Annotated in this window: 20 protein-coding genes; 8 read left to right on the top strand and 12 right to left on the bottom strand. The window is 60.0% G+C overall.

Features of this window, described 5'->3' with window-relative positions:
- Positions 1-9: 9 nt before the first annotated feature.
- A complete protein-coding gene (locus DQN55_RS13480) occupies positions 10-816 on the bottom strand; it encodes a helix-turn-helix transcriptional regulator (protein WP_048381967.1) in 807 nt (268 codons plus the stop codon).
- A gap of 96 nt (positions 817-912) precedes the next feature.
- Between DQN55_RS13480 and DQN55_RS13475 the strand changes: the two genes are divergently transcribed.
- Entirely contained in the window at positions 913-1,869 is a 957-nt protein-coding gene (locus DQN55_RS13475; RefSeq protein ID WP_048381969.1) for a threonine dehydratase, read from the top strand.
- A 52-nt stretch (positions 1,870-1,921) separates the two neighbouring features.
- Here the strand turns inward: DQN55_RS13475 and DQN55_RS13470 are convergent, their stop codons facing one another.
- The 6 genes from DQN55_RS13470 to pdxR all read right to left on the bottom strand — a co-directional run bounded on the left by DQN55_RS13470 (position 1,922) and on the right by pdxR (position 8,980).
- The gene (locus DQN55_RS13470) at positions 1,922-2,398 is read right to left on the bottom strand and encodes a nuclear transport factor 2 family protein (protein WP_048381970.1); all 477 of its coding nucleotides are present in this window, start codon (positions 2,396-2,398) and stop codon (positions 1,922-1,924) included.
- A gap of 318 nt (positions 2,399-2,716) precedes the next feature.
- The gene (locus tag DQN55_RS13460; RefSeq protein ID WP_048381971.1) at positions 2,717-4,774 is read right to left on the bottom strand and encodes a pyridoxamine 5'-phosphate oxidase family protein; all 2,058 of its coding nucleotides are present in this window, start codon (positions 4,772-4,774) and stop codon (positions 2,717-2,719) included.
- A gap of 52 nt (positions 4,775-4,826) precedes the next feature.
- Positions 4,827-5,453, bottom strand: coding sequence for a glutathione S-transferase family protein (locus DQN55_RS13455; RefSeq protein ID WP_048381972.1), 627 nt, complete (start codon positions 5,451-5,453; stop codon positions 4,827-4,829).
- Between the two features lie 169 nt (positions 5,454-5,622).
- Entirely contained in the window at positions 5,623-6,525 is a 903-nt protein-coding gene (locus tag DQN55_RS13450) for a LysR family transcriptional regulator (RefSeq protein WP_048381974.1), read from the bottom strand.
- A 2-nt stretch (positions 6,526-6,527) separates the two neighbouring features.
- On the bottom strand, positions 6,528-7,442 hold the full coding sequence (locus DQN55_RS13445; protein WP_048381975.1) for a LysR substrate-binding domain-containing protein: 915 nt from the start codon (positions 7,440-7,442) through the stop codon (positions 6,528-6,530).
- A gap of 137 nt (positions 7,443-7,579) precedes the next feature.
- On the bottom strand, positions 7,580-8,980 hold the full coding sequence (gene pdxR, locus DQN55_RS13440; protein WP_048381977.1) for a MocR-like pyridoxine biosynthesis transcription factor PdxR: 1,401 nt from the start codon (positions 8,978-8,980) through the stop codon (positions 7,580-7,582).
- Between the two features lie 86 nt (positions 8,981-9,066).
- On the opposite strand from pdxR, the gene DQN55_RS13435 reads away from it, so the two are divergent.
- From DQN55_RS13435 to DQN55_RS13425, 3 genes are read left to right on the top strand one after another with little or no spacing between them, the layout of a single operon-like run.
- Positions 9,067-9,513, top strand: a complete 447-nt coding sequence (locus DQN55_RS13435) for a GNAT family N-acetyltransferase (protein WP_048381979.1) — start codon at positions 9,067-9,069, stop codon at positions 9,511-9,513.
- Complete coding sequence (locus DQN55_RS13430; RefSeq protein ID WP_048381981.1) at positions 9,510-10,130, top strand: FMN-dependent NADH-azoreductase; 621 nt, start codon at positions 9,510-9,512, stop codon at positions 10,128-10,130. Before DQN55_RS13435 ends, DQN55_RS13430 begins: the two co-directional genes overlap by 4 nt.
- Positions 10,131-10,157: 27 nt before the next feature.
- On the top strand, positions 10,158-10,589 hold the full coding sequence (locus DQN55_RS13425; RefSeq protein WP_048381983.1) for a carboxymuconolactone decarboxylase family protein: 432 nt from the start codon (positions 10,158-10,160) through the stop codon (positions 10,587-10,589).
- Between the two features lie 65 nt (positions 10,590-10,654).
- Here the strand turns inward: DQN55_RS13425 and DQN55_RS13420 are convergent, their stop codons facing one another.
- Positions 10,655-11,404: a hypothetical protein gene (locus DQN55_RS13420; protein WP_048381985.1), complete on the bottom strand. Its 750-nt coding sequence runs from the start codon at positions 11,402-11,404 to the stop codon at positions 10,655-10,657.
- Positions 11,405-11,846: 442 nt separating this feature from the next.
- On the opposite strand from DQN55_RS13420, the gene DQN55_RS13415 reads away from it, so the two are divergent.
- The 3 genes from DQN55_RS13415 (at position 11,847) to DQN55_RS13405 (ending at position 14,628) form a co-directional block, all read left to right on the top strand.
- On the top strand, positions 11,847-12,944 hold the full coding sequence (locus DQN55_RS13415) for a carboxynorspermidine decarboxylase (RefSeq protein ID WP_048381988.1): 1,098 nt from the start codon (positions 11,847-11,849) through the stop codon (positions 12,942-12,944).
- A 28-nt stretch (positions 12,945-12,972) separates the two neighbouring features.
- Entirely contained in the window at positions 12,973-14,217 is a 1,245-nt protein-coding gene (locus DQN55_RS13410; RefSeq protein WP_048381989.1) for a saccharopine dehydrogenase family protein, read from the top strand.
- Positions 14,218-14,397: 180 nt separating this feature from the next.
- Complete coding sequence (locus DQN55_RS13405; RefSeq protein WP_074702953.1) at positions 14,398-14,628, top strand: hypothetical protein; 231 nt, start codon at positions 14,398-14,400, stop codon at positions 14,626-14,628.
- Between the two features lie 135 nt (positions 14,629-14,763).
- On the opposite strand, the gene DQN55_RS13400 is transcribed toward DQN55_RS13405, so the two are convergent.
- Positions 14,764-15,183, bottom strand: a complete 420-nt coding sequence (locus tag DQN55_RS13400) for a glycine zipper domain-containing protein (RefSeq protein WP_048381993.1) — start codon at positions 15,181-15,183, stop codon at positions 14,764-14,766.
- 265 nt (positions 15,184-15,448) lie between these two features.
- On the opposite strand from DQN55_RS13400, the gene DQN55_RS22300 reads away from it, so the two are divergent.
- Positions 15,449-15,625: a hypothetical protein gene (locus tag DQN55_RS22300; RefSeq protein WP_162837534.1), complete on the top strand. Its 177-nt coding sequence runs from the start codon at positions 15,449-15,451 to the stop codon at positions 15,623-15,625.
- Between the two features lie 30 nt (positions 15,626-15,655).
- Here DQN55_RS22300 and DQN55_RS13395 read toward each other — a convergent pair whose 3' ends face one another.
- The 3 genes from DQN55_RS13395 to DQN55_RS13385 form a co-directional block, all read right to left on the bottom strand.
- Positions 15,656-16,177, bottom strand: coding sequence for a hypothetical protein (locus tag DQN55_RS13395; protein WP_048381995.1), 522 nt, complete (start codon positions 16,175-16,177; stop codon positions 15,656-15,658).
- 254 nt (positions 16,178-16,431) lie between these two features.
- Positions 16,432-17,637, bottom strand: coding sequence for a CynX/NimT family MFS transporter (locus DQN55_RS13390; RefSeq protein ID WP_048381997.1), 1,206 nt, complete (start codon positions 17,635-17,637; stop codon positions 16,432-16,434).
- Positions 17,624-18,085 (bottom strand): nucleoside deaminase, encoded by a 462-nt coding sequence (locus tag DQN55_RS13385; protein WP_048381999.1) that lies wholly within the window; start codon positions 18,083-18,085, stop codon positions 17,624-17,626. The genes DQN55_RS13390 and DQN55_RS13385 overlap by 14 nt, the downstream gene beginning before the upstream one ends.
- Positions 18,086-18,180 lie beyond the last annotated feature (95 nt).

Below are 18,180 nucleotides of genomic sequence, written 5' to 3'. Positions count from 1 at the left end.
GGCCTTTGATTATCCACGCAGTTGTACCGGACTCAACCCAAGGCGTTGCTTGAACGTGGTTGCCATGTGCGCCTGGGAGTTGAAGCCGCAGGTGTGGGCGATCTCTGCCAGGCTGGCGGCTGAATCGCGTATCAGTGCCCGGGCCTTGGCGATGCGCCGGTCGATCAGGTAGCTGTGGGGGCTCTTGCCCGTGGTGCTCTTGAACGCCCGCATAAAATACCCTTCGGACAATCCCAGTAACCCCGCCATTGCCGGGACGCTCAGCGGCCCGTCGAGACCGGCGTCAATGAACTCATCGAGCAGGCGCATCCGACTGAGGGTGAAAGTGCCTTGGGGCGGCCTCGACAGCGTTTCATCGACTGTCGCGCGTTCAGCCAATGCGAGTGCCCAAGCCTCCCAGTCGTCTTCCACCGAGCCGTGTAACATCGCGCCGCGCATACGCAGCGCGAGGGTAATGGCCGGAGGGTCAATGCGATTGTTGAAGGCTCGGTCCCCTGGCAACGGGACACCGTCGATGCGCATGATCCGCAGGTATTCACCGCCCAAGGGTGACTCGGACAACACGTCACAGCCGGCGGGAACGAACGCCAGGCCGTTGGGCAGTGCAGTGAAGGGCTGTACCCGGTCGCTGCCAATGGCGTGCAGGCCGTGCTGGCTGTCAAAAGCAAAACCAATCGCTGCCCGGGGCGCTACATACCGGGTCGCGTAGGCGGCACCGGGTAGCAGTTCGATCGCCCAAGGCCCTGCCTCGACACGGCGGACCGGTTCGGGGCAGGGCGCTGGCAGACGGCGGTTTCGATGGTTCATGCACAGCATAGTAGTGAAGAGGGGGCACAAAAGTCAGGTCAGTTTTTTGAAAGCCTGCGTGATGCGCCCGTGCCTAGACTGGGCAACACCTCAGGGAGACGACTCATGCACAGACTGACCCGCGACGATATCGAACAAGCGGCCCGCCACGTATACCAGGTCATGCCCGCTACCGCGCAATACCCTTGGCCGTTGCTGGCAGAGCGCCTGGGTTGCACAGTGTGGGTCAAGCACGAAAACCACACACCGACAGGCGCGTTCAAAATACGCGGCGGCATTACATTCATGCACTGGCTCAAACGCGAGCACCCGTACACCAAGGGCATTGTCAGCGCCACCCGCGGCAACCATGGCCAGAGCCTGGCGCTAGCGGCAAGGACGCTGGGTTTGAGGGCGCTGATCGTCGTGCCGGAAGGCAACTCGGTAGAAAAGAACACTGCCATGCGCGCCTTTGGTGCCGAAGTGGTCGAGTGTGGCCGCGATTTCGATGAGGCGCGTGATGCCGCTGCGCACCTGGCGCAAATGCGTGGCCTGTATCTGGTTCCGCCGTTCCATACCGAACTGGTCAAAGGCGTGGCCACTTACGCGCTGGAGCTGTTTCAGGCTGCGCCGGATCTGGATACCGTCTACGTGCCGATTGGCTGTGGATCGGGGATTTGCGGGGTCATTGCCGCCCGTGACGCGCTCGGCCTGAAAACCCGTGTTGTGGGGGTGGTTTCCACAGAGGCTGGCGCTGCAAAATTGTCGTTCGACGCTGGCGCACTGCGTGAAACCGTCTCGGCCAATACTTTTGCCGATGGCCTTGCCGTGCGTAAACCAATCCCCGAGGCCTTTGCCGTCTACGGCGCCGCCGCGCAACGGATCGTAGCGGTCAGCGATGAGCAGATTGCCGAAGCCATGCGCGTGTATTACACCGACACCCATAACCTCGCTGAAGGCGCTGGTGCCGCTGCCCTGGCTGCGCTTATTCAGGAACGAGAGGCAATGGCGGGAAGCAAGGTGGGGGTGATTTTGTCCGGCGGTAATGTTGACCGGTCGGTGTATGCGAGCGTGATTGCATGAAGCCGGCTGATGACCGGTAGCTGCCTGTAACGGATGGCAGCTATCGGCCGGTTCACAACCCCAGCTGCGACAGACTGGGGTGGTCATCCGGCCGACGGCCAAGCGGCCAGCGGAATTTCCGCTCCGCTTCGGAAATAGGCAGATCGTTAATGCAAGCGAATCGATGCGCCATCAAGCCGCTCTCAGCGAATTCCCAGTTCTCATTGCCGTAGGAGCGGAACCATGTTCCGGAGTCGTCATGCCATTCATAGGCATACCGGACAGCAATGCGATTTTCAGTGAATGCCCACAGCTCCTTGATCAAGCGGTATTCAATTTCCAAATTCCACTTGCGAGTTAAAAATGCCTCGGCCTCGGCCCGGCTGGTGACGAACTCTGTGCGGTTGCGCCATTTGGTGTCGGGGGTATAAGCGAGCGCCACTTTGGCAGCATCGCGGCTGTTCCAGCCGTCTTCAGCCAGCCGGACTTTGAGGATGGCGGTCTCGTGGGTAAAGGGCGGAACCGGATGACGAACTTCAGCTGTGGACATGCTGGTTGCTCCTGTTGGTGAAGGTGAAGCGGCTCAGTTGGCCAATAAAAGGCAACGCCTGCGTATGGAAGGGCCGACGGTTGTTCGCAATGCTCGCCAAGCGCTCGGAAGGCGGTTGACCGATTCGTGCGTCGACTCGCTGACGAGCCCGGTGCAGTGCTCGGGCGCGGCGATCAGCTGCGGCAGGAGCAGGCTCACCTCCCATTCCATGGCTTCAGCGCTCCACGACGAAGGTACGGGCGAATCATCTCGCGCCGAAAGCGGGTGGTCCTTTGCCCAGCCATGGAAAACTGTCCTGTTCATCTCAAGGCCACCTCGCTATAGATCAAGGACCAAGGGCTGTGGGTTGCCTTCGGTTTGCGCGGGTACAGCGCAGCAGATCAGCACATTGTTGCCGTCCGGAAATTGCGCGGGAGGATTGGTGTAATGCACAGAACCACTGATCATCCGGACGGCGCAGGTCCCGCACGAGCCACCACGGCAGCTGAACTCGGGCGTCAGCCCACGACTTTCGGCCAGTTCCAGCAGGCTGCCGCTGTCGGGCTTCCAGCGCGCCTCGGTGGCGGATGCAGAGAAATACACGGGCACCGGCACCGCAGCCGCTGGTGGCTGAGCCTGTGTCGGTGGTTGTTCGGTTTTCGAACGGCGCAGCGCCGACGGGCCGAATGCCTCTGCGTGGATGCGATGGTCCGGGATGTTCAGCTCACGCAGACCGTCGTACATGTCCTGAAGAAACCCGCCAGGGCCGCACAGATAGAAGTCGTAGTTATCCAGCGGCAGTCGCGCCTTGACCTGGGCGAAGGTCAACCGGCCCGCCATCTGGTAATCACGGTCAAGTAGCGCCTCGGTGCCCGGATTACTCAAGGTACGGTGGATATGCAGCAGCCCGGCCGAGCGTTGCAGCAATTGCGCGAGTTCCAGCTGAAATGGCAGGTCCTCCAAGGACCGTGCGCTCTGGAACAGATGTATATTGCGTACCCTCCGGTGTCGCTGGTTTTGCGCCACCAGTTCTCGGACCATCGAGATCATCGGAGTGATGCCCACTCCAGCAGCGATTAACACCACCGGTCGTGTGTTTTCATCGACCAGGGTGAAGTTGCCCAGAGGCGCCCGCGCCTCCAGCAGATCACCCACCTGCACGTTCTCGTGCAGGTGGCGCGAAGCATTGCCCTGCAATTTCACGCTGATGCGGATATGCCCGTCAGAAGGCGCGCTAGAGACGCTGTAGGTTCTGACCAGGATGTCTTCTCCTGCGGTCACGATGCGCATCGGCAGGTGCTGGCCCGGGGCGAATGGCACCACGGCGTTGTCCTGTGGTTCGAGGTAGAACGAGCGGATATCGCTGCTTTCCTGCTGCACGCGTGCGACTCGCCACTGCTGCCATTGCCGCCGTTGTTCGTACTGCCGCACGCGCTCGTCGGCTTCCTCCCAGGTGCCAGTCGCCAAGCTGGTGACGGCGTAGTCGTGAAATTGCCAGCGAATGGACACAGCGGCCGGGCGCAGTACCACGTGCTCAACTTCGACAGTGAAGAGACGCTCGGCACCTTCGAAGGACTTGATCAAGGGGCTGTCCAGTAACAGCTGGCTGCGTCCGCTGAGTTGCAGCATGTCGCCGGTAGCAAAATCTATAAAGAGCAACCCGGCGACAGGATTGGTTTGCAGGTTCCCCAGGGTGTTAAAAAACAGGTTGCCGGCGTAGTCGGGAATGGTCAGTCGGTTGCCTTCGACCTTGACGAAGCCGGCACGTCCGCCCCGATGGGATACGTCCACAGAGCGGTGGTGGGCATCATGATCGACGTAGCTTGCGATGAAAAAAGTGTCGGCTGTACGAATCAGAGCGCTGCTGTACTCGTCCAGATGATTGGAGTCCTGACGCGGTACCTTGCCGAATGCCGTCTCGGTAACGCGTGTAAAGGAACGCTGCTGAATATATTTGGGGCAGTTTCCGTAAGAGTGTTCGACCAAGACTTCAAGACCTTGCGCCGAGACTTGTTGGATCACGCCATTGATGCGATTACGCCGCCGCGTATGCAGTTCAATGCCGAGCATGCCAATGGCATTGCCTGCCTGCAGACCAGACGCGGCCGGGTCTTGCGGGTCGGGTTGCGCGGCCAGCACCAGGTGCTGCGGATCAGCTGATGTGACGAAACCTTGCGTCCCTTCGAGCAGCGTGGCCCAGGGGCGGCCGCCTGCATCTACCGCGCCAGCTATCATGAATGGCAACTGGGAATAGAACTCCCGGTGCTGGTCGGGCATGTAGTCGCGAATGACCTTCTGCCCGATCACTTCCATACGCTCGGAGGCGTGAACTTTCCGCTGAAGCACCCTCTCTCCAGCATGCCACGGGGATTTACGGTGCTTGGGCAAATGATCCATGGCCGAGGCTCCTGGGCGAGCTGCCGGGATGCCCGGCAGCATGGGTTAGCACTTAGCTGGCGTGCAAACCTGCGACGGTGCGCTGCATGGGCACGAAGCCAGGCAGCGCTTCGATACGTTGCAGCCAGGCGCGCACATTCGGGTACTCCTCCAGCGATACGTTGCCTTCCGGAGCGTGAGCGATATAGCTGTAGTTGGCCACATCGGCGATGCTGGGCTCGGTTCCCGCCAAGAATGGACTGTCGCTGAGTTCGGCCTCGATGACCTTGAGCAGGGCATGGGCCCGGGCGATGACTTCGTCAGCATTGAATGACGCGCCGAATACCGTAATCAGCCGCGCTGCGGCAGGGCCGTAGGCCACCTGGCCGGCAGCCACCGATAACCAGCGCTGGACCCGCGCCTCGGTGATCGGGTCTTGTAGCTGCCAGCTACCGCTGCCGTATTTCTTCGCCAAGTAGGCAATGATTGCGTTGGAGTCGCTGATCAGCGTGCCGTTGTCGTCAATCACCGGCACTTGGCCAAAGGCGTTGATAGCCAAATACTCGGCTTTCTTATGGGCGCCGTTTGCCAGGTCGACAAACACCAGTTCGGTGGGCAGGTTCAGCAGCGAGAGCATCAACTCGACGCGGTGGGAATGACCCGATAGGGGGTGGCGATATAGCTTGATGGCGTTTGACATGGCGCAGGCTCCTTAATGGTCGCGGGAATCAACGCAGCTGCAAACCATGTTGGCGGCTATGACGTTGTTGGAGCCATGCTGCGCTCATCGCTGGCCAAGCAGAATCACCACGCAGAACAATCCATAATTTCGTTTTCCGAAATCAGACGTGGTGGGGAAATTGATGATTTCAGCCCATAAACGCTGGGTGGGAACGCAGCAGGGGGCTAGCAAAGTCGATAAAAGATCGCACTCGTGCCTCGGCGCGGCGACCGTGGCGGTAGATCAACTGCGCCGGCATGCTCAGGCCGGTGAACTTCTCCAGTACTGGCACGAGTGCTCCACCGGCCAGCTCATCATAAACTTCATGGCTCATGCAGCGAGTCAAACCCACGCCCAGTGTTGCTGCACGAATGGCCGCACGCGGCGTCGTGCAGGTCAGCACCGGTGTCGGTTTTATCTGGCGGATGGAGTGACCACAAAGAAAGCGCCAATCGGTCTCGTAGCCTGGTGATGAGCTCACCACCGCTCGATGTGCCTTCAGGTCTTCGGGGGTTTCGGGGCGCCCCCATGCGGCCAGGTAGTCGGGTGAGCCACACACAATCGGCCTGACCATGCCCAGTGAAGCCGCGAACTCGGAGGAATGGGGTAATTGGCCGATGGCCAACGCAATATCGATGCCATCCTCAAGGAGCTTGGGGGCTCCGCGGCTGGCCTGGACGGCCAGATATACATCAGGATAGGCGGCCAGGTAGGAGAGGATGATCGGAGTGAAGACCTCTGAGTCCATCTGTAACGGTAGTGCTATCGTCAGTTTGCCGTCAGGTCGAGCATGCAGGCCAGCCGCAGACCGATCGGCAAGCTCGGTCCGTTCCAGGATTTGCCGACAGCTTTGTATGAACTGTTCGCCAGCAGGGCTCAGCGTTACACCGCGCGGAGTGCGATTCAGCAAGGTGTTGTGTAGACGCGCTTCCAGGGACGCAATGGTGCGCATGACCGTCGCAGGTGACACCTCGAGATACCGTGCGGCGGCGGCCAGACTGCCGGCCTGCGCCACCGCTACGAATGTCTGCATCTCACGATAGCGGCCCATGCCTATACCACCGGAACGGCTTGCAGTGCAGGATCTGCGGCGAGTCGAGCGGAGCAGTAGTCAACGAAAGTACGGACCTTTGCAGATACCCGTTTACCGCCCTGATACAAGATATGCACCGGTAGCGCAGGTGTCTGGTACGCCTCTAGAAGGATCTCCAGCTCGCCTTTGGCGACTGGCTCGGCCACTTGGTAGGACAGAACCCGTGTGAGTCCCCAGCCCATTCGGGCCGCATTGATTGATGCCTGGTTGGAGCTGACAACCAGGCGCGTTTTGGGATGCAAGGCGATGGTGCGTTCACCGACACTGAATTGCCAGTCAGTGAGCAAAGTACTCGCCGACGACATCACGATTGGCAGCCCTAACACATCGCTGGGGTGCATGGGTCTGCCGACGTGATCAAGAAACGTCGGCGCAGCACATATCACGGTAGAGACCTGTCCGACCCTGATGGCCTGCAGGCCGGTATCAGGCAGCTGACCTATACGAATGGCGACGTCCACCCCTTCGTCGAGCATGTTCACAAGGCGATCTACCAGCAGGGCATTTATTGTCACCTCAGGGTGTTCCGCCAGGTATTGTGTGATCAGCGGTATTAGATATTGTTCGCCAAACATGACCGGCGCAGTCACCGTCAGGTTGCCGCGGGCACGGACACTGCTTCCGGTGGCCAGCTCTTCCGCTTCCTCCACGTCGAGCAGGATGCGCTTGCAGTCATCCACATAGCGGCGTCCCGCCTCAGTCAGCCGTAAGCTCCTGGTGCTACGTGCGAGCAGCAATATGCCCAGGCGATTTTCAAGACCGGCTATGACACGCGTGACGCTTGGTGGCGACATCCTCATCAACTTAGCGCCTCCAGCAAAACTCTCTGCTTCCGCGACGGCCAGCAGCACCTTCATTTCCTGAAACCTGTCCATGTCACCGCCAGTTAGCCGGGTGGGTTTAGCTGCTACAACGTAGCGTTCGACGCCAGTCTAATAAAGTCAATGATCGTTTGTTACGGCCAACGTCACCATCGTTCCACCTGCACCAGACGTTGGAACAAACCACTTGCTCACTCCAGCACTTGAACCAGTCGCAGTGCCACCGCTGAAGCCTGTTCGGCGCTGGCGATGTTGGTGAAGCCGATAACCAGACCGTGTTGAGGCTTGGCTTCCAGGTACCACTGGGACAGTGGTTCGATGGCGATGCCGACGGCTTGGGCCCGTTGGACGAGTTCGAGGTCGTTCCCCTCGCGAAGACCGGCAACCAGGTGCATGCCGCCGGCCTGGGGGTTGATCTGCAGGCGTTCGCCGAAGTGTTGCTGCAGGGCATCGATCAGCCATTGGCGGCGGCGTGCGTAGAGGCTGCGCATTTTCTTTAAGTGCCGGGCGAAGTGGCCTTCGTTGAGAAAGGCGCTGACGGTTGCCTGAAGCAGCTGGGGGCAGTGGTTGTGCAGGCGGTCCGCCTGGCGGGCAAATGCTCGGGTCTGCTCGGCGGGCACCACCAGGTAGGCCAGGCGCAGCCCTGGAAACAGTACTTTGCTGAAGGTCCCGGTATATAGCACGCGGCCCTGCTGGTCGAGGCTCTTGAGGGCCGGCAAGGGTTTGCCTTGATAGCGGTATTCACTGTCGTAATCGTCTTCGATTATCCAGCTGCCCTGGCGGTTGGCCCACTCGAGCAACGCTAACCGGCGCGGCAATGACAGCGACACCCCCAGCGGGCTTTGATGGGTCGGCGTGACCACGGCAAAGCGCGCATCAGGCGCGCGGGCGATGCCTTGTGCGACGTCCAGCCCTTGATCATCCACGGGCACCGGCACCAACTGTGCACCGGCTTCCAGCAGCGCGTGCCTGGCCATGAAGTAGCCCGGCTCTTCCAGCCAGCAGGAGTCGCCCTGGCGCATCAACGTGTGGCTGATCAAATCGAGACAGGCGCGGTAGCCAGCGCACACGAACACCTGATCCGGGTGGCAGGTGATGCCCCGCGAAATTCCCAGGTAGGCGGCAATGGCCGCGCGCAGCGGTGCATAGCCCTGGGCGTCCGGGTAGACGAGGCCTTCGAGGCCCGACTGCCTGAGCTGACGGCCCGCCAGTCTTGTCCAGAGTTTGCGCGGAAAGGCGTCCAGCGCCGGAAGCCCCATCTGCAGGGCCAGTGGTTGCGTCCCGGAATGGGTGGCTTGATACGTCGTCGACGTGACCGGAGTGCGAACCGGGGGGGCGGTGGGGGTCAATTGCGGTGTGACCACTGTCCCGGCTGCTCCGCGAGCGATCAGGTAGCCCTCGCCAATCAGCAACTGATAGGCCGCGTCCACGGTGCCACGGGCCAGGTTCAGCTCCGCCGCGAGGGCGCGCACAGCCGGTACCCGGTCTCCCGGGCGCAGGCGACCGTCAGCGATCGACTCACGAAAACGCTGATAAAGCTGGCGATAAATCGGCGCTGACTGGCTGCGGTCCAGTTCGAAGGGAATCATCATGGCCTAGTCATTGATGCATTTTTTGGCTCTGTAGATTAAACCATCACACTTCTAAAGTGGGCGCCTCTCTACAACGGACGACGGCGATGACTTACACACTTCAACACCTCGAAAATGAGGAGGCTTTTGCAGCCAGTTTCGCTTTGATGCGGGTCTTGAGGCCGCATCTCGTCGATCCGGCGGCCTATGCTGCGCAATTGGCTCGACAGGCCCGCCAGGGCTACCGTTTGCTGGCTGCATGGAGCGCAGAGCAGGTGGTCGGTCTGGCCGGCTATCGCGAGCTGGAAAACCTGCTCTATGGGCGCTTCATCTATGTCGATGATCTGGTGGTGAGTCCCGGGCTTCAGCGCAGCGGCCTGGGCGGGCGGCTGTTGAGTGCTGTGCGTGATGAAGCCGTGCTGCGCGGTTGTGATCACTTTGTGCTGGATACCGGCCTGCATATGCCGTTGGCCCAGCGCTTCTATTTCCGCCAGGGGCTGCTGGCCCGTGGCATGCATTTCACCCAGAGCCTTCGGCAAGAGGAATCGGCATGAACCATGCCCTGTTGATCAACGCCAGCCCCCATGGGCAGACTTCCCATGCGAATCAGTTGGCCCTGGAGGCAGTAGCCTCCCTGCGGCAGCGGTATCCGCAGCTTGAACTGGTTGAGCGGGATCTGGGCGCGTCTCCGTTGCCACCGCTGGGTAGGGACTACGCCCATGCCCTGACTCGGGTAACGCCCTTCGACGCGCCAGAGTTCGAGCTGTCCGAAGCGCTGATCGGCGAGCTGGAGCGCAGCGATATCCTGCTCATTGCCACGCCCATGCACAACTTTACGCTCCCGGCCGCGCTCAAGCTCTGGGTCGACTATGTGCTGCGTATTCACCGGACATTCAGTTCCAGTGCCGCGGGCAAGGTCGGGCTGCTGCGCGACCGCCCGGTGTACGTAGTGGTGGGGTCCGGAGGTGTTCACCAGGGTGAGCAGGCACGCCAGCCGGATTTTCTGACGCCTTACCTGCGGCAGGTGCTGAACACCCTCGGTCTGTTCAACCTGCAGTTCATCTATCTCCAGGGGTTGGTGTTCGGCGATGAGGCCATCCAGGCAACCATCGAAAATGCCCGGGCCGTGCTGTCACAAGACCCGTTGTTCAACCCTTTAGTTTGCGCCTGACCCTTTTCTCGACACAGGAGTTTCACCATGAGCCAAGCCCGACTGCAGTTTCCTTCCCTGTCGCCTGCCGCCTACCAGGGCCTGGTCGCCACCAGCACAGCGCTGGCCACCAGCACGTTAGGCTTGCCGCTGCTTGAGCTGGTGTATTTGCGCATTTCGCAGATCAACGGCTGTGCTTACTGCCTGGGCATGCATTCCAAAAGCCTGCGAGAGTGTGAAATGCCGCAGGAGAAACTGGATTGCCTCGCTGGCTGGCGCATCAGCGCACTGTTCAACGACCGCGAGCGCGCTGCCCTGGCGTGGGCCGAGACACTCACAGACATCAGTGAAAGCGGTGCGCCAGACGCGTTGTACGCGCCGTTGAAAGCGCATTTCAGTGATGCCGAGATTTCCGACCTGACACTGGCAGCGGCCTTGATGAATGCCTTTAACCGGCTGGCGGTGGGCATGAATCTCTGACTGCGAGGTTAGCGCCGACCTGGTAACGGTCTGGGATGAACGTCCGCGCACAGCAGCGAGGATTGTCACTGCACCGGCAGGAAATTCATCAGCAACAAGCTTTGCGCATAGTTGAGGCCAATGCGCCGGTAGCGCTCATCGAGCATCTGGGACAACAGGTCGAGGCGCGCGACGATCTTGCCGAATTCAACGGCAAAACTGAGGTTGCTGGACTGTTCTGATATTTCATTGGAAAACAGCAGCAACGCTCCGCTCTCATCCTGACGCTGGCTGAGCAGCCAGGTGGCCTTTTCGATATTACGTGCGGCATTGCTCACGAACTGCGGATTGATCGCGTTCGTCATGAAAAACTCGGTGTGTCCGCCGTGGGCGGTGACCAGCATGCTACCGATCGCGTAGATAAAGGCCCCGACCCGATCGCCGCGAAATTCCGGACTCAAGGAGTAGCTCAACGCTTCCAGGTCACGGCGATCTCCCAGGGCGGGCAGCGGCTGTTGCAGCTCGATGGCCTGGCGGATCTCCCGCGCCGCACTCACCGCATCCAGATACCCCGACTGGCGCCACTGGTTGGGGTTTCGCAGGTAGAGCTTGTTCATCAGCAAGTACAGACTTTGCAGGTTGTCCTTCATGCTGAGGGTGGCCATGCGATCGACGCTGGTCTGGAAGAACTCTTGAGGCTTGCCTTCATTGAATTGTCGGGCGATATCGCGCCCCTGTTGCTGGCTGCAACCGGTGGCAACCAGGGTGAAGAGGGCGGCAGGCACCAGCGTGCCACGCATCCAGCGCAGGGTAAAAACAGGTCGCGTTCGATTCATCGGCACCCAGTCTGGTTCTTCGGTCTTCGCAGGGAATCAGCATGACCTGGACAGACATAGAGCGGAAAACCGGCAAAAAGTGCGACGGCCAGGGGCAGAATATTCAGATTGGCCTGAACGGCCTGGGGGGGCTTGAACATCACACGTGATGACAAGGCACCGTCACATGGCTGAAATATTTCAATCTTATGATCGCGGGACTTTTGCGCTCGGGCCGTTCATTTCATGCGTCGTAGGGCATTCACACCGATAGCGGGCGCCAGCCCGTCAGGCATCCCTGGGAGGTCCGCCGATGCCTCCGGGCCCGCGCGTCGCCAGCCCACCCATTGATCCCGGTCAGGATGGCCACATGTCGAACCGGGCGTTCTGCTCTTTCGATATCCAGTCAGTGAAGGCACAATGCGCATCCTTTTTTGGCTGGCCTTGCTGGAGGCGCCTCGAAATGATCAAAACGCCGTACTACCTCATTGATAAACAGAAACTGCTGGCGAACATGCAGAAGATCGCCTACGTGCGCGAACAGTCCGGCGCCAAGGCCCTGCTGGCACTCAAGTGCTTCGCCACCTGGTCGGTGTTCGACCTGATGCAGCAATACATGGACGGCACCACATCGTCGTCGCTGTACGAGCTCAAGCTCGGTCGCCAGAAGTTCGAAGGTGAAGCGCACGCCTACAGCGTGGCCTGGGCCGACGATGAGATCGAAGAGATGCTCGAGAACTGCGACAAGATCATCTTCAACTCCATCGGCCAGCTGCAGCGTTTTGCCGAACGCTCCGCAGGCAAGACCCGCGGCCTGCGGGTCAACCCGCAAGTCAGCAGCTCGGATTACCTGCTGGCCGACCCGGCACGTCCGTTCAGCCGTCTGGGTGAATGGGATCCGGTGAAGATCGAAGGCGTCATCGATCAGATTTCGGGTTTCATGTTCCACAACAACTGCGAGAACGGTGACTTCGACCTGTTCGACCAGATGCTGTGCACCATTGAAGACCGCTTTGGCGAGCTGCTGCACAAGGTCACGTGGGTCAGCCTCGGCGGCGGCATCCACTTCACCGGTGAAGGCTATGCGCTGGACGCGTTCTGTGCCCGCCTGAAAGCGTTCTCGCAAAAGTACGGCGTGCAGGTTTACCTGGAGCCGGGCGAAGCGGCGATCACCAACAGTGCTTCGCTGGAAGTGACCGTGCTTGACACCCTCTACAATGGCAAGCACCTGGCGGTGGTGGACAGCTCCATTGAAGCTCACCTGCTTGACCTGCTGATCTATCGCCTCAACGCCAAGCTGGCACCAAGCGAAGGCGAACACACCTACATGGTGTGCGGCAAATCCTGCCTGGCTGGGGATATTTTTGGCGAATACCAATTTGATCGTCCGTTGACCATCGGCGATCGGCTGTCGTTCATCGACACCGCGGGCTACACCATGGTCAAGAAAAACTGGTTCAACGGTTTGAAAATGCCGTCCATCGTAGTGAAACAACTCGACGGTACAGTCGAAGTGGTTCGTGAATTTGGTTACGAAGACTACCTGTCCAGCCTTTCGTAAGCTGGCGGATAAAGGAGAGATAAAGCAATTGAAAAAGAACGTTCTTATCATTGGTGCAGGAGGTGTCGCCAAGGTGGTGGCCCACAAGTGCGCGCAGCACAACGACGAACTCGGTCGTATTGCTATCGCGTCGCGCAACATCTCCAAATGCCAGGCCATCATCGACAGCGTCAAGGCCAAGGGTAGCCTCAAGCAGCCTGCCGAAATCAAAGCCTTTGCGCTGAACGCCCTGGACGTCGAAGCGACCAAGGCCCTGATCCGCGAAACCGAATCGCAGATCGTCATCAACGTAGGCTCCGCGTTCCTCAACATGTCGGTGCTGCGTGCTTGCATCGATACGGGCGTGGCCTATCTGGACACTGCCATCCACGAAGAACCGGGCAAAATCTGCGAGACGCCGCCCTGGTACGGCAACTACGAGTGGAATCACCTCGAGGAATGCAAAGAGAAGAACATCACCGCGATCCTTGGTGTGGGCTTCGACCCGGGTGTGGTCAACGCTTATGCAGCGCTGGCTCAGCAACAGTATTTCGACCGCATTGATTCGATCGACATTCTCGATGTCAATGCCGGTTCACATGGCAAATATTTCGCTACCAACTTCGACCCTGAAATCAACTTCCGTGAATTTACCGGGCAGGTGTGGAGCTGGCAGAACAGCGAGTGGACAAGCAACACCATGTTCGAAGTCAAGCGCACTGACGACCTGCCGGTTGTCGGGGCGCAGAATCTGTACCTGACCGGCCATGATGAAGTGCACTCGTTGTCGAAGAACCTCAACGTGCCGAACGTACGGTTCTGGATGAGCTTTGGCGAACACTACATCAATGTGTTCACCGTTCTGAAAAACCTCGGTCTGCTCTCCGAGCAGCCGGTCAAGACCGCCGAGGGCCTGGAAGTCGTGCCGTTGAAAGTGGTCAAGGCTGTATTGCCTGACCCGAGCTCGCTGGCGCCCGGTTATACCGGCAAGACCTGCATCGGTGATCTGGTCAAGGGCACCAAGGACGGTCAACCGCGCGAGGTGTTCATCTACAACGTCGCCGATCATGAAGATGCCTACGCAGAAACTGACAGCCAGGGCATTTCCTACACCGCCGGTGTGCCGCCTGTCGCGGCAGCGCTGCTGGTCGCTCGTGGCGAGTGGGACGTGCAACGCATGGCCAACGTCGAAGAGTTGCCGGCCGAGCCGTTCCTCAAGGCGCTGGATGTGATGGGCCTGCCGACCCGCATCAAAGACGAGAACGGCGACCGTCCGTGGGACTGTAACGCCTGAGGCGCCTGAATCTCGGGTGAACCTCGTTCCCGCGCACAGCGCCAAGCAAAACGCCGCTCCTTGAGCGGCGTTTTGCCATGTGCGTTATGTGTTCCGAATAGGGTGAGAACACAAGCTCGCCGAGGAATCATTTTGCGCTCTGATGGTCAAACCCCCGACCTTTGTGTTCAGGACCTTTAAATGAAGCGCTTAGCAAAAATGCTCTTGGCCGTTTCCGGTGTTCTCCTCTTGGGAGGGTGCGTACACCATTGGGATGATGGCGACAGATACAGCCGCGATCGTGATCGTGGATACGATCGGGGACGTGATTACGACCGGGACGATCATCATCGTTATGACCGCCGTGAGTATGATCGCCGTTATGACCGGCGCCGTGACCGCGATCGTGATGATGACCGCGACGACGATTGATGCGCTTTGGGCACCCATCGGGGCAGGGACGCCGGGGGTGACGGTCGATTCACGGTTGGCAGCGTGCTGATCCAAAGACGAAATAGCAAAAGCCCGGCACTGGCCGGGCTTTTGCGTTGAACTGAACTCAGTTCATCAGTGGTTTTTGTGTTTGTTCTTATGCTTGTGCTTATGCTTGCCATTGGAGCGGTGATTGTCATCGTCACCCAGGTTATTACCAATCGCGCCGCCGGCTGCGCCGCCGAGTCCGGCGCCAATGGTGGAGCCGGTCGAGCCTCCCAGCTTATTGCCGATGATCGAGCCACCGGCCGAGCCGACGCCCCCGCCAATGGCCGCTTCGGTTTTGTTCCCTCTAGGAGCTCCGATCGCGCTGCCGGCAGCACCTCCGACGCCAGCCCCGACCGCGGCTCCTGTCGAACCGCCCAATTGTTGGCCCACGATATTCCCCAGCGCACCGCCGAGACCGCCTCCGACAGCGGCCGTACCATCTCCGGCGGCCATTGCGCCTTGTGTAACCAGGATGCCTATAACGAGTGCAGGCAATGTCATTCGCATTTTATTAACCTCAGGAATAAGCGAGCAGGGTATCAATTCAGGCTCGTGCAGGAATATAGATAAGGGGTTCGAGTTTTAAGTTCTTGAAAGCAAGTTTTGCGGAGGTTGCAGATTGTAACTGAATGTATCTAAAGGGTCGGCAAGGTGTCGCCGAACACCCGCCTTGAGCCGTGGCGAGCGCCAGCCTGCGCAGCAAGGGGTTATATCCTGCTGGACATTGCGGTAGGGTCAGGCGGGAGTGCCAAAATATTAAGGGGAAAGGGGTATGACCAAGGCGTTTCGTAATCCGATGTTTTTGGTGGGCTTCCCCCTGGTGATTTGCGGCAGCGTTTTTGGCCTGGTCGGCCTGCTCAGCAATCTGACATTCGCCTACATGGCACCGGGTTTGCTGGTGCCAGGCATGGCCTTGATGTTGTCCGGTTGGAGGCAGCGCCACGCGTAAGCCTGCGGGCCGGGAGGCGATGACGCAGGGCTAGGCCTTCGCAGACAGGCAGGTTTGCAAGGTTTTGTGGTGCTGATCAAGCAAGGCGTTGATCTCGGCTTTTCTTTGCGCGTCCGGTGGGTGGCCGAGCGAAGCAAAGGAGCGACCGGCGAGCTCTTTTTGCAATTCGACAATCTCTTCGCGATCGGGGGCGCAGCGCTTCGAGCTGTCGGCCAGGGCTGCAAATCGCTGGGCTTGCCCGGACAGTTGTTCTATTTGCCGGTTTGCTTGCGCGAGCTGAGTGTCTCGTTGTTGAAGCTGGCTTTTGAAGTGCGAAGCTTCCACGAGGTGCAGGTTATTGGCGGCGGTTGACTCATCTACCTTGAGCCGAAGCGCGGTGTTGTCTTGTTTCAAATGGCTGACCTGATCTTTCAGGAAGCTGTTCTCGGCTTCGATGCGGCCAATTTGTCTCGACTGTTGCGATGAGTACTGCAGGTAGATAAAGGCTCCGCTTGCGCAACCAAAAATCATTGCGCTCGCCGTCGTGATTATCCATTGGGTTTTGGTGTTCATGGCAGGGTCCTTTTGACATAAGCGCGTGACCCTATCCCGTGAGCGTTTGAACGCGCAAGCCAGGCCATTTTCAGCAGTCAGTCGCACCCCTGTCATGCACAACGAGTCTTTTGCGTCTGGCCGGGGCATGTCGCGTGCGTGCACGGTTGTTTGTCAGATCGGACGGCCTGTGTATTGCAGAATGTCCTTACGCAAAAATGCGCCAATTCTCTGCCAAAATGACCTTTTTCGTATGGTCGAAGGCGCGGCCCGTATCAACCGGCATGCACGGCACACGCCGTAGCGGGCGGAGCCTCCCGATAGCTGCCCGGGCTGAACCGACGGGTCAGGATCAGCATCGTCAGTACGGTGATGATGAGCACCCACCAGGCGCTGACGAAACTGCCGGTAAGCTCCCGTAGCCAGCCGCTCATCCAGGGTGACAGGGCGTTGATCAAAAAGCCGATGCCCTGTACGAACGCCGCCAGTTGCCCGGCCTGTTGCGGGTCGCGTCGGTGGTCGAGGGTGAGGATCAGGCTCAGGGCAAAGCAGGCGCCCAGCCCGAAGCCGATCAGCGCGACCCACAGTTGCGGGGCTTGCAGGGGCCACAAGGCCAGGCCGGCAAAGCCGATGGCCTGGGCGCTGAGGCTGATGGCAAGCAGCAGGCGGCGATCGGTCTGGCGTTGCGCCAGCGCTGGCATCAGCAGGGCGGCGATGACCTGGAAAATGGTCATGAACGCCAGCAGGGTGCCGCTCTGGGTGGCGCTCCATCCCAGTTGCAGGTAGTAGGCCGGTAGCCAGGCCACCATGCTCATGTACCCGCAATTGACCAGACCAAAGTACAGCGCCAGCAACCAGGCTCTGCGGTTGTGCCAGAAGGCATCGGGCGAGCGGGTCGAAACCTTGGGGCGGGCGCTGAAGGGCAATCGCCACCACAGCAGCAGGGCCAGCGCTGCCGGTATCAGCCACACTCCGAGCCCGGCCTGCCATTGGCCAAAGTGGTTGGCCACCCAAGGGCTGAACAGAGCGGCCAGACCGCCGCCGCCCATCAGCGAGGCCGAATAGACCCCCATCGCCAGCGCCACCCGTTGCTGGAACTGCTGCTTGATCAAGCCCGGCACCAGTGCCTGGATCAGGGCCACGCCCGCGCCACCGAGCAAAGCGGTGGTGAGCAGGGCATTGGCCTGGCTGAACAGCAACCGCGCCGCGCAGGCCAGCAGAATCATCGCCAGGCCCAAGGCCACGCCACGCCGCTGGCCCAGTCGCGCTTCCAGGCGAATCCCGAACAACGCCACCAGGCCCATGCACACCACGGGCAGGCCGGTGAGCCACGCGCTGCTTTTGAAACTCATGCCGGTGGCGTCGCGGATGTCCATCAACAGCGGGCTGATGGAACTCAGCAACGGCCGCAGGTTGAGCCCCAGCGCAATCAGCAGTGCCCAGGCGCCCAGGCGGCGCAGGTTCGACTCAGTGACCGGCATGGCGGGCCTGCCAGTCGTGATAGAGCGCGGTCATGCTGGCCTGGGGCACATGCTGTATCGGCAGGCGCTGGTCCTTCAGGGGCAGGCTGATCTGTTCGTAGATGGCTGCCGTCGACAGGCCGAACGCGGCAGCGCTTTCGTTACTGGCGGCAAACACCACGCGGGCGATACCGCATAAATACAGGGCGCTCAAGCACATCGGGCAGGGCTGGCCGGTGGCATAAATCACGCAGTCATCCAGGCGTGCCCCCAGTTGCCGGCTCGCCGCACGAATCGCCAGCAATTCGGCATGGGCGGTGGGGTCCTGACTGAGGTGGATTTCGTTGACGGCCTCGACCAGCACCTGGCCGTCGCGTACCAGCAGCGCAGCGAACGGTCGGCCACCGGCTTCGACATTGCGTCGGGCCAAGGTGATCGCATGCTGCAGGTAGTGTTGATCGTCGTGCATCGGGACGCTCCTGGGTCTGGTTGAAGAGGCGATCGCAGTCATCTTTGATGAGGTGCGAGTATGGTCAGTGACTGATGTATTCTGAAATTAAATAT

This window comes from Pseudomonas taetrolens (assembly GCF_900475285.1).
GTDB lineage: Bacteria > Pseudomonadota > Gammaproteobacteria > Pseudomonadales > Pseudomonadaceae > Aquipseudomonas > Aquipseudomonas taetrolens.
This window is presented reverse-complemented; position numbering and strand designations above follow the sequence as displayed.